Raw genomic sequence first — 11,274 nt, forward strand, 5'->3', positions numbered from 1 at the left:
GCTCGTCCGAAAAGCCTGTGCCCAAGTGCGGACGGTGGAGTGGTGCAGGGACCACGCCTGCCAGCACTCCTTGAGCCAGGTCATCGTCGGCTCTGTCTCGCCCGCATGCCACCCGTGGCAAAGGTCGGCGTCGGTGATGGTGCCCAAGGAGGGTGGTTGTCTGCGGTGAGGCCAATCGGCCAAGCCGAGACGAGGCAGCACCGCCTGACTGATGCGGTTGCGGCAGCGGACAACCTGTTCCGCCGTGATGCCGTACTCGTGGAAGAGGCACAGCGCGGTCAGGTGGACGGCCACCGACTGACGCTGGCGACGGTCGTGCTCCGCGCCCGCAGGGTGCTGCACGGCGAAGCAGTCGACATGCAGCAGGCGCACCTCCGGAGGCGACGCGGCGCCCAGCCAGTGCGCCGCCGACGGAGCAGCCGCGACTTGGAGACACTGCTCAACCCGGTTACATTGCGCCTGGCGGACAACTCGTCCGGCAGTCCTTACTCCAGTAAGTACAGCATAGAAGCCACGCCGATCAGCCGATAAGACACCATCTTGACAGGTGTCTTCCTCTGGCCGATGCTGGTACTCCTGACCGATAGGAGGCAAGGTGCACGAGCACGACGAGTACCTGTACTTTCTTCGCCGCGCCTTCGACGGGATGCTCGGCGCGCTGGAAGAACTGGGTGATGACCTTGGCAACACCGCGCCGCACCTGCCCGGCGCCAACTCCCCGTACGCCATCGCGTACCACTGCACGGCGGTGGCCGACTACTGGCTGGGGCACGTGATCGCGGGGCGCCGCGTCGACCGCGACCGGTCCTCCGAGTTCACGGCGAAGGGGGACGTGCGGCGCCTGCGGAGGGAGGTCGACGCTCTCTTCACGCGTCTGGAAGCAGACCTGCGCCAGGCGCTGCCGTCGCAGCCCCCGCGCAACACGCCGCCTGCCGACCACGAGGGCCCTGATCGTCCCCTGAGCGTGCGGGGCGTCCAGCTTCACGTACTGGAGGAACTGGCCCAGCATCACGGGCAGGTTCAGATCACCCGCGATCTGCTGCGGGCGGAGGCCCCGGCATGAAGCCCGCACCTGCTCGGGGAATTCCCGGCTTCGACGACCTCGACCCCGGCTGGCTGCGCGCTCGCGGCAGCGTGAAATGGCACCGTCCGGAGGAGGATGTCCTGTCGGCGTGGGTGGCCGACATGGACTTCCCCACCCCGCCGCCGGTGGTGGCCGCGCTGCACGATGCCGTCGGCTGCCGCGATCTCGGTTACCCGGACTGGCCAGACGGCAGTCCGCTGCGTACGGCCTTCGCCAAGCGGATGGCCGAGCGCTATGGATGGGCCGCGTCGGCCCACCGGGTGCGTGAGCAGACCGACCTGATCCAGTGTCTGCAACTCGTCCTTCACCTCGCGACGTCGGACGGGGACGCGGTGGCGGTGCAAATTCCCAACTACCCGCCGTTCCTGACGACGTTGCGGACGATGAACCGGCGAATCGTGCCCATCCCGATGAAGGACACCGACGACGGCTGGCGGATGGACTTCGCCGCCATGGACACCGCGGTGAAGCGGTCCGGCTGCAAGGCACTCGTCCTGGTCAACCCCCACAACCCCACCGGCCGGGTCCTGACGCACGACGAACTCGGCGAGTTCGCGGCCATCGCGCGACGCCACGATCTGCTCGTCATCAGCGACGAGATCCACGCCGAGCTGACCTACGCCCGCCACCGACACATCCCCTTCGCGAGCCTGTCCGACGACGCCGCGCGCCGCACGGTGACCCTGACCTCCGCGACCAAGGCGTTCAACCTGGCGGCCATCCGCTGTGCCGTCACGCACTACGGCCCGGACCGTCTCCTCGCGCTGCGGGACGCCCAGCCACCCGACCTGTACGGCACCGTCTCACCGCTCGGTGTGGTCGCTACCCTGGCCGCGTGGGAGCACGGCGACGCCTGGCAGCGCGATCTTTTGACCGTGCTGGACCGCAATCGCCGGCGCGTCCGCGACGTGGTACGTGACCGGCTCCCGTCCGTCCGCCACCACCTGCCCGAGGCCACGTACCTGGCATGGCTGGACACCCGGCCGCTCGGCCTGGACGAACCGCCGGTGGAGAAGGTGCTCAGGGACGGCCGGGTCCTGCTCGACGGCGGCACGCCCTTCGGTCCGGACGCCGAGGGGTTCGTACGGCTGAACTTCGCCACCTCGCAGCAGGTGCTCGACGAGATCCTGGGCCGGGTCGTCGACGCACTGGGCGGGCGAGAGGGGTGACGACGGTGCCGGACGCCACCTGGCACCATGGCCGTGTGGATGAATTCGTCTTCGTCAGCGGGCGGCTCTCCCTGGACCTCGCGGGCACGCTACTCTGGCGACGAAGCCGACGCACCGAACTGCTGCGTTCCCCCGACGACCTGCGACGCTGGATCCAGCAGGCCGGACTGCTCGACGCGCCCGGCCCTCTGGACGCACGCGCCCTGTCGAGAATGTGCCGTCTCAGGGAAGCGGTGTACGCGCTGGTTGGCGCATGGCCCCTGACACCGCCCGCGGACAGCGAGGTGCGGGAAGCCCTCGCCGAGGTGAACGAGACGGCCCGGCTGCCGCTGCCGAGGCTCCAACTCGACGAGGACGGTCGCCTGACACGTACCGGAGGCATCGACGAGGTGCTCGGCGCGGTGGCACGGGACGCGGTGGACCTTCTGGGCGGCACCGACTTCGCCCGCGTGCGGGAGTGCCTCAACGAGGACTGCACCCGGCTGTTCGTGGACCTGTCGCGATCCGCCAACCGGCGCTGGTGCGGCATGGCCGAGTGCGGGAACCGACACAAGGTGGCCAACTACCGCAAGCGGCAGCAGGCGGCACGCTGACTGCTTCCCGGCGTCGCATGCCGCCAGGTGGGAGTCCTGCCGTACCGGTGGCCGCGGCTTAGAACCCGCCGCGCTTCGCACGCGGCGAGACGCAGACCGCTGTCACTATCAGCGGCGACTGCACACGATCGAGGGGCGGTCCGGGAAAGAGAACACGGGCCGACAACCGGCCCACTACACTCACCCAAACCGCCCCTGAGCAGGGAAAACGTCAAAGTGCTGCTGGAGTATTAATACTCCAGCTGTAGATCGTGATCTCGCTGATGAGGTGAGCCGAAGCGCGATAGATGTCACCAAGGCAGCAGATTGTCACAAGGGTGGTCGGACCCTGTCGGCGGTCAGGCGGTGAGTGCCGTGCGCAGGGTGGTGGCCATTAGATCGATGGCTTCCTTCGCGGCCGGTACCGGGCCGGTGTGGGTGAAGTAGTGGTCGACCCCCTCGAAGCAACGGTGGGTGACCGGAACGCCGGCAGCTTCCAGGGCCTTGGCGTATGCATCGCCCTCGTCGCGCAGGCGGTCGTTCTCCGCGGTGATGACCAGGGCGGGCGGCAGCCCGGCGAGGTCGTCTGCCAGGCCGGGCGACACCAGCGGATGGGCGAGGTCGGCGGGATCAGGGACGTAGGCGGCGGTGAAGACCCGCATGAGCTGAGGGGTGAGCAGGGGCTTGACGATGGGTGACTGCTTGGTGGCCGGGTCGGCGAGCTGGTCAAGCGGTGCCGAGTCGATGATCTGGAGGCGGGGCGTGAAGGTGCCGCGGTCCCGAGCGGTGCGGCAGACTGCGGCGGTCAGGTTGGCCCCGGCGCTGTGTCCGCCCACGGCGAGTCGCGAGCCGTCCCAGTTGTTGGCGGTGCCGTTCTCGGCCGCCCAGGCGATGACGTCGTGCGCCTGGGTGACGGCTACGGGGTACGGCCGCTGCGGGGCGACGGCGTAGTCCACGTTGATCACCACGCAGCTGGCTGTGGCGGCTATGTAGCGGCAGATGTGGTCGTCCTGCTGGGGGCGGGCGATCACGAACCCGCCGCCGTGGAAGTTGACGTATACGGGGGCAGGGGCAGCGGCGGCGGCCGACGGGCGGTAGACGGTGCACGTCACCGGCCCGGCGCCGGTCTCGACTCGGATGGATTCCGTACGCTTCGGGATGTCGGTGAAGCGTAGATCCTTGTGCACGCGGCTCATCATTCGGCCGAGCAGCAGCTGAACCCCTCTGGCCTGGATTCTGGGGCTGAATGACATGGCTGGAACCTCATCGCTACAAACTTAAAGTATCAGGATTCCTGATGATGGGCGCTCTTCGCTGATCACGCAAGGGGCAACCACGAGCCGACTGCCGAAGGGAGGATGGACGCTCCAGCCGTAGCGACCCACCGATTCGTGTCGGTGACAGTGGAGTGAGCCGACTCCAGGTCGTCGAGGAAGGCTGTGAATGCTTCGGCCCCACTGGAGATTTTGGCTGCGGGATAGAGCCACGAGACCCGGGCACGCGGACCGTCCGGCGCGGTCCGCGCAGGGGAGCGTGATCTCGGCGCAAGGGGACTCGGGCGGCGGTGGCCCGCGCCGGGTGTGTCATCCGGCAGGAGGTTATGGCGGGCCAGTGTCATTCGGCTCTGATGTTGTCCACGTGCACGATGCCCTTGGTCGCCGCACCGCTCCCATGGACGAGGTACAGATTGAACGCCGTGACCTCGGCGAGGTGAGCCGCGTCGAGCACGGCTCCGGCGTGTGCGGTGTCCCAGGGAGCGGGCGTGAACTCGCTGAAGGGTGCCCTGACCTCCTGCCCGCTCGTGTCGGACAGCGGAACCTGGTACCAGAAATCGACACCGCCAGCGACGATCTGGAGTGCCCCGCCGTTTGCGGAACCGTCGCCCCGCAGCCACAGCGCAAGGGACGTGAAGGCGGACCAGTCCGCGTCGACCGGCTTGCCTGCGCCGGTGTACTCGGCGCCGGTGAAGTCGTACGCGTAGGCCAGTCCGTAGGAGCCCGAAGACTTGTGGTCGGCCGACAGGGTGAGTGTGTGGGAGTTGACATGGGTGTACGCCTGGCTCAGGGCGGTGTCGTCTCCGGCGTATCCCTCGAAGTCGTCGACCCAGCCGGCAGGCAGGGGTGCGACCTCGCCGAGGAGGACCACGGCCGAGTCGGTGAGCGTCTTGCCGTCCAACCGCGTGCTCACGGTGAGGGTCACTGAGCGGTTGTTCCGCAAGGCCGGGTCGATCGACCAGTCGCCCGAATAGAAGCCGTCGGCGTCGAAGCACAGTCGTCTGGCGCGTCCGCCGTTAACGGAGTAGGTGACCCGGCTCGCCCTCGCGGGCGTGACACGCACCCGGACGGTGGTCGTGGAGGCCGCTACGCGCTGCCGGTCCGTAGGGGTCACGAGGTGCAGGAACGGGGCGTTCCTGACAGCGGTGGTGCGAGCGGAGTACACCCCTCGGAGATCGGCGGCGAACAGGGTGTAGGGATCCTGGTGGTACCTGACGAAGTCTGGGAGCAGGACGTGGCCCGGATACGGCACATAAGCACGCTTGGTGCCTCCGAAGTTGGCCCAGGTGAGCATGTACGTCACCTGACGGGCCAGCGGGTCCGCCTCGACGGCCTGCAGCAGCTGGGTGAACCACTGAAGGTTGCGGACCTCGGTGCCGCCCTCCCCGAACTCGGTGAAGGCCGGAGCCTTGCCTCGCTCGTTCGCCAGCCGGACCACCATCGCCAGATCCTTCACCACACCGTCCAGCCAGGGGGTCGGTCCGGCGTTTTCGTCGTACGAGTCGTAGCCGAGGACATCGACGAAACGATCGCCGGGGTAGGTCTTCAGGTAGCCGGCCGGGTCGCCTGCGAAACTCGAGTTGGGCGAGTAGGCGTAGAGCAGGTTGTGGACGCCCCTGGTGTCGCGCAGGTACTCGACGGTGTAGCGGAACAGCTCGATGAACGCGGCCGAGGACGTGTGGCCGGCGCCCCACCAGAACCAGGCTCCGTTGTTCTCGTGGAAGGGGCGCAAGACGACCGGGATCGCGGTGCCGTCCGACCGCCGTGCGCCCTTGACCGCCTTCGCGATGCGGTCGAGGAAGGTGTTGAATTCCGCGTGCTTCGCGCCTCCGGGAAGGATCTGGCTGACCACTCGGCCCGTTGTGTCGTAGAAGTCCTTGCCGGTGACGAAGTTCGGCATGTGAGCGCTGAGGGTGTTGATCCCGCCGCATGCGTCCCCCTGCCGGATGCACCAGCTGAGCGCGGCGATGTTCTCGGCTTCGGTCCCGCCCTCGGCGCCGGGACGCTCGTCGCCGTCGAGGATGAGGGTGTCCCAGCCGAAGACCGCGGGGTAGTCGCCCACCGCCGCCCTGGTGTCGGACGCCCTGCCGTCGGGGGTGGTGAAGGTGAAGCCATAGGTGAGGTCGTGCTGGTGACCGAACAGGATGCCTTTGCCCTGCTGCCGCTTCAGGTATGCGAACAGCGCGCGGGTGGCGGGGGTCGCCTCGTCGTCGACGATCCGGACCGGCGTTGGCGCGCCGGCGAGCGCCGTGGGGGAGGTCGCCGCGGCGGCCACCGATGTTCGGGCGCCGGCTGCCGCGGCGACCGTGGCACCGAGGAGGATGAACGTGCGACGGTTCAGGGGAGAGCTGGGCATGTATGTCTCCGTTTGACGTGGCGATCTCTCGCCAAGGGGACGTGACCCCGGGGGCCGGGGTGCACCGCGCCGAGGGGCGGCGTCTGGTCGCCGTTGCCCTGATGCCGGGTCGGGTGCAGGTGGCTTTGGACAGTCGGCGACTCGGCCTGCTCAGTCGGCCGCCGAACAGTCGTCGCACTCCGGGGACGAGCCGTCTTCCACTCCCAGGTCTGCGGCCCAGAGCCGTGAACCCGGTCCGGACTGCTTCGTGGCGCCTCGCGCGGCCCGGTGCAGGTGCAACGCTGGAGGAACAGGGAAGACGACGAGCGTGGGCACGATGCGAGGACTGCATCGGCCGTGATGTCATCCCCATGGGCTCCGAAGGGCACGAGGAGTCGGAAAGGGTGGCCAGGGCCCCGGTGATCGGGGTGCCGCGGGGACCGGCCACGGCCGCTGTCCGAGGTTGCCGCTGGCCGTGGCTTCTCGGTCGGAGGGCGTACTTCACCGCCGGGCCGACATTGAGCAAGATCGTGGAGACGTCATTGGACGCCTTGACAATCTTGATCTCGGTGTTGGCGCCAAGTCGTGGTCGTGCTCGGCGTGGTCCATCGAATCGTGCCGGTCCACGGCCGCAGTCAGTGCACCCTCGTGGCCCGCCATCGCGGCCGAGAACTTGGCTGCCACCGCGGCAAGGGCGACACTGGTCGCCGCTGCCCCGAGCATCCAGGGTCTGTAGGTCACTTGTGGGGAGTCCTTCCCGTGACGCGGTCGGCTGCAGGTAGATGGAGTCCTGGTCAGGGACATCCGCAACGCACGACACACGTGTGCTTCAAGTGACGCTATTCGACTAGAAGTTGAGGAAAAAAGAAAGAGTCCGGCTCGTCTTGGCCAACCGCCCCTTGCGGAGAGTCATTGACGATCGACCTCCCCGTTCGTTCCCTCCCTATTCGCCCGGACGGAAGCAAGGGTGGTGTTCCGTCCATGGAGCGGTGTGCAGTGAAGCTTGTAGGTCAGGTGGACTGGTGTGACATCGCCCGGGTTGCCGAAGCGGAACAGGAGGGGTGGCTCGGCGAAGTGGAAGGACTCCGCGTCAGCCTCGCCGGCGCAGAAGAGAAGCTCAACCAACTGGACGCTGAGGAGCGGCGAAGGTCGACCGTCGTGCACCTCGGCATGCCCACCTTCGGGCAGATCGCCACATGGACAAGTGAAGCCGCGACCCCACGACAGTGCATTGAGGCTGCAGCCCTTAGTTCAGAGAAGGTGGCGCGGACGCGGGCGACGTTCTCGTGGATGATGACGCGTTCGTCGTCGCCGAGCTGGCGGTCGCGCAGGCCCGGGACGACCCGGGCGGACGCCGCGACGAACGCGTGGCAGGCGGTGACCAGGTCGAGGAACTCGACCGACCGGTCGATCGCACGGATCGCCGGCGCGAGCTGGATGTTCTCCTCGAAGGCCTCGCGGGCCTGCTGGCCGCGTTCGACCTGGGCGCGGTTGACCTGGTGACGGGCAGTGTCGTCGCCCATCGCCTTGAACGCGGCGTCCGGACGGCGCAGCAGGCCCGTCGTCACCTCGGTCGCGACGCTCTAGTCCCTGGTCAGCTCCTCGACGACCTTCACCTTGTCGGCCGGCGTGACCTTCGCGACGACCGCGGGGCGGCGCAGGATGTCCGGGCGATCGCGGCGGTGACGTCGTCCTCGCGGGACAGCTGTTCCGCCGCCCTCACCTTGTTCTCGGGCTTGACCTGGGCGACCACGGCCGGACGCCGCAGGAGATCCCCGGTCACCGTCGCCGCGACCTCCTCGTCCTTGGCGAGGTGTGGATTGCGCTGATCTTCTCCTACGGCGTGACCGGCTTGTCGACCTGACGGCCGGTGCGGCGCTTTGCCTCGTCCGGCGTCCAGCGTGACCTGCCCGGCGGCGACGTGAGGATCGTCGCGAGCCGCTCCTCCTCGTCGGCGAGCGACGCGAGGATGTTGTGGACAGCGAAGGACACCTCCGCGACCCGGCGGTCCTCCGGCCACTTCGACGCGGTCTGCCGGGCCTGCTTCACCGTGTAGGAGGACATCCCGATGTCCTCGGCCAGACGGAACAGCGACTCCTTCACCGTGAACAGTCCGTCGGCCGGCACCGCCCCGCCGCGCTCGCGCATCGGCTCGATCTCCAGCGCGTAATCGCCGACCTTGAACAGGATGCGACTGGCCGTTTTCACCAGTTCCCGCAGCTCAGCCACGGTCTCCGCATAACGGTTCGCGCTGACGCTGCCCACCCGGGCGTCGTCGCTCTGCTCAATCTCTTCGGGCATGGTTCACCACCAACCGGCAGGCCTTGCACGGCAGTTGACCGTGCGAGATCCGGCTCGCCTCATGAACCCGAGAGTCAGACCGAAAATCCTATGATCACAACGAACGACCGCAATTGACCACGAAGTGACCCTGGTTGTGGCATGTCACGGACCCAATGCCGAGCAATTGTCAAATCCTCTGGGTCGCGGGGGCCAAAGTCCGAGTCTGGACCTGCCACGGGGTAATTGCATGCGATCTTCCGGCAACGGTGGGTACCGTGCCGAGCATGGACGTGACGTTCACCAAGGTGCCCGGGCGCCGTTATCGGATGACCGTCGTTCGGGAACGCGGTCCGCAGTTGGCGCCGCGGCAGGGGCCAGGCTATGACGACTACCTGCCGCATGACGCCGTGCACTTCCTGGTTGAGGCCGAGGCGGGCCTGTCCGGCGGTGTGTTTGGCCGGATTGCAGCCGGACAAAGCATTATCTTCTGGGCGACCGATCCTGTGATTAGGAAGCGCCGGGCACGTCGGGAAGCGAAGCGGCGGCCGAGCAAGGCCGAGCACGCCGACATGGCTCGATCCGAGACATTGGCCTCCCTGTGCGAGCCGTTGTGGCAGTTGCGAGCGGGCCAGCGCTCGAGTCTTCCTGACTGGTTCTCCTCGATGGAGCCAGGCATCGGCGAGTCGCAGCTTGTCGAGCGCATCCTGGCCCGTCTCGACGACTTCGCAGCGCGCTGGCACCCGCTACCGGCAGGCGGCAGCGTCACGTTGCGTTGGCCGTTGCCCGCTCGTTCTTCACAAACCCTCAGGCTGCGGTGACCTCGCCGCGTTCGACGAGGTGGCCACGTTCGAAGCGGGCTCCGGCGCGGACGAGGGGGACGAGGCGGGGTGCGTTCACGGACCGCCAGCGGGCCCGGGCGGACTCGACCAGTTTGAAGACCATAGCCAGGGCGGCAGCACTGGAGCCAGCACCATCGACAAGCGGATGGCGTCTGAGTCCGTGCCGGCGGGCCCCTCCCCGACAAGTGCTTGGCGGCTAGGTCGTCGATGGCATTGTGAGCCACAAACTGGTTGCCGTCCGAGCTGATCCGGACTGGCCGCGGCACCGATGAGCGCGTGGGCAGAGTCGCACAGGCGAGTGTCGCTCCGGCGGGGCGGCGCCTGGGGAGTCGTTCGAGGATGTCAGGGGCTCGACGGGTCCCGGAGCGCTCAGGTATCCAGGGCCCGGACGGGCACACGGATGTGGAAGGATCGGATCCGTGAATGCGCTTCCCCCGCCCGGTGCGGGTACGGCAGGCGGTGGTGAACTGCGGCGTGTTCTGGAGCGCTTCGACGTCGGCGTCGTGGTGCGCCGGATGGAGGCCGGGTTCGGCCGGTTGCCGGCCTACACCCGGTTCGAGTGGCCGGTGGACCGGACGGCCGTGGTGCGCTGGAACGTCGACCTCATACTGCGCTGGATGGTCAACGGGATCCCGCCGGACAGTTACCTCCGTTCCGAGCTGCACGAGTTCCTGCGCGCCCGAGCTGTCGCCGGCCAGCCGATCGAGGACAGCATCCTGGTCTACCGCCGTGGTGCGCGGATGTTCTGGGAAGCACTGCTCGACCTGGCGGGTGACGAGGACCGGGCGGTGCTCGTCGCGGAGTGGGACACGGTCTGGGGCTGTCTGGAGGACTACCTCGACCTGGTGGTGGACGTGTTCGCGCGGGCCTACGCCGACCAGCAGGACGCGCCGTCCACGGCCGGAGACCGGCGCGCCCGAGCCTTGTTCGACCGGTTGTGCGCGCGGCTGCCGGTCACGATCGAGGACCGGGACCGGGCCGCCCGGCTCGGGTTCGATCTGACGGAACCGTACCGTCCGTTCGCCGCCCGGCTGGCCGGGGCCACGGTCGCCTCGCACGCCGCTCTCGCGTCGCGGCTGCGCACGGCAGGGGCACTCGCGTTCACCGAGGGGGTCCGAGTGACCGGGCTGACACCGTCCGGGTTCGGCTGGGAGGCGTTTCTCGAAGACCCGCGGCTGATCCTGGCCCAGGACCCGCCACTAGCCCGCGACCGGCTCGGCGCGGCGGTCGACGGCCTGCGCGCGTTGCTCGCGATCGCGGCCCGGTCCGGACGCCGGGGCCGGGTACGCGCCGACGACTACCTGCCCGAACTCCTGCTGGCCGACTCCCCGGAAGCCTCCGACCGGATCGTCCGGCGGGTCTTCGGTCCGCTGGAGCGGGCCGAAGCCGTGGATCTGGCGGACACTCTGCGGTGCCTCGCCGTCCACGGCTTCGACAGCACTGCGGCAGCGGCCGCGCTGCCGGTGCACCGCAACACGCTGCTGTACCGGATGGGCCGGATCGAGAAGCTGACCGGACTGTCGCTCAAGGACCAGCGGGACCGCACCCTCGTGCTGCTCGCCGTCACATGGGAGGCCGTCGCCCCGGACATACAGTCGGCCTCGGGGCGGCCGGACGCCTTCGACTAGACGGTATGTAGGTGCCGGTCGTGGGCCCGGGCCTCGCTCGCAAGTTGTCGTGGGTTGCCGGCCGGGCGCAGCCTGGCCGGTAGTGCCTAC

7 protein-coding genes and 3 pseudogenes are annotated in these 11,274 nt (G+C 68.4%); 5 read left to right on the forward strand and 5 right to left on the reverse strand.

Annotation, left to right across the window (positions count from 1 at the left end):
• Positions 1-60: 60 nt before the first annotated feature.
• A pseudogene (locus tag ABZZ74_RS46410) lies at positions 61-690 on the reverse strand (DUF5946 family protein); the annotation flags it as partial.
• Between ABZZ74_RS46410 and ABZZ74_RS46415 the strand changes: the two are divergent.
• Genes ABZZ74_RS46415 through ABZZ74_RS46425 form a run of 3 tightly spaced genes read left to right on the forward strand, consistent with a single transcriptional unit; the run spans position 596 to position 2,846 of the window.
• Positions 596-1,063, forward strand: coding sequence for a DinB family protein (locus ABZZ74_RS46415; protein ID WP_356950155.1), 468 nt, complete (start codon positions 596-598; stop codon positions 1,061-1,063). The pseudogene ABZZ74_RS46410 and the gene ABZZ74_RS46415 overlap by 95 nt on opposite strands.
• A complete protein-coding gene (locus ABZZ74_RS46420; protein WP_356950156.1) occupies positions 1,060-2,253 on the forward strand; it encodes an aminotransferase class I/II-fold pyridoxal phosphate-dependent enzyme in 1,194 nt (397 codons plus the stop codon). Before ABZZ74_RS46415 ends, ABZZ74_RS46420 begins: the two co-directional genes overlap by 4 nt.
• Before the next feature lie 35 nt (positions 2,254-2,288).
• Entirely contained in the window at positions 2,289-2,846 is a 558-nt protein-coding gene (locus ABZZ74_RS46425; RefSeq protein ID WP_356950157.1) for an ABATE domain-containing protein, read from the forward strand.
• Positions 2,847-3,184: 338 nt separating this feature from the next.
• On the opposite strand, the gene ABZZ74_RS46430 is transcribed toward ABZZ74_RS46425, so the two are convergent.
• The 3 genes and pseudogenes from ABZZ74_RS46430 to ABZZ74_RS46440 all read right to left on the reverse strand — a co-directional run.
• Positions 3,185-4,078 carry an alpha/beta hydrolase gene (locus ABZZ74_RS46430; RefSeq protein ID WP_356950158.1) on the reverse strand — a complete coding sequence of 298 codons (894 nt, stop codon included), beginning with the start codon at positions 4,076-4,078 and terminating at the stop codon, positions 3,185-3,187.
• A gap of 361 nt (positions 4,079-4,439) precedes the next feature.
• On the reverse strand, positions 4,440-6,455 hold the full coding sequence (locus tag ABZZ74_RS46435; protein WP_356950159.1) for a glycosyl hydrolase: 2,016 nt from the start codon (positions 6,453-6,455) through the stop codon (positions 4,440-4,442).
• Between the two features lie 1,238 nt (positions 6,456-7,693).
• Positions 7,694-8,735, reverse strand: a pseudogene (locus ABZZ74_RS46440) (DUF6192 family protein); the annotation flags it as partial.
• 266 nt (positions 8,736-9,001) lie between these two features.
• Between ABZZ74_RS46440 and ABZZ74_RS46445 the strand changes: the two are divergent.
• On the forward strand, positions 9,002-9,535 hold the full coding sequence (locus ABZZ74_RS46445) for a hypothetical protein (protein ID WP_356950160.1): 534 nt from the start codon (positions 9,002-9,004) through the stop codon (positions 9,533-9,535).
• Here ABZZ74_RS46445 and ABZZ74_RS46450 read toward each other — a convergent pair.
• Positions 9,522-9,689: pseudogene (locus ABZZ74_RS46450) on the reverse strand (IS256 family transposase); the annotation flags it as partial. The gene ABZZ74_RS46445 and the pseudogene ABZZ74_RS46450 sit on opposite strands and share 14 nt — an antisense overlap.
• Positions 9,690-9,975: 286 nt before the next feature.
• Between ABZZ74_RS46450 and ABZZ74_RS46455 the strand changes: the two are divergent.
• Positions 9,976-11,184 (forward strand): helix-turn-helix domain-containing protein, encoded by a 1,209-nt coding sequence (locus tag ABZZ74_RS46455; protein WP_356950161.1) that lies wholly within the window; start codon positions 9,976-9,978, stop codon positions 11,182-11,184.
• Positions 11,185-11,274: the final 90 nt, after the last annotated feature.

Origin of the sequence: Streptomyces sp. NPDC006476 (genome assembly GCF_040612015.1) — a bacterium.
GTDB classification, from domain to species: Bacteria; Actinomycetota; Actinomycetes; order Streptomycetales; family Streptomycetaceae; genus Streptomyces; species Streptomyces griseorubiginosus_B.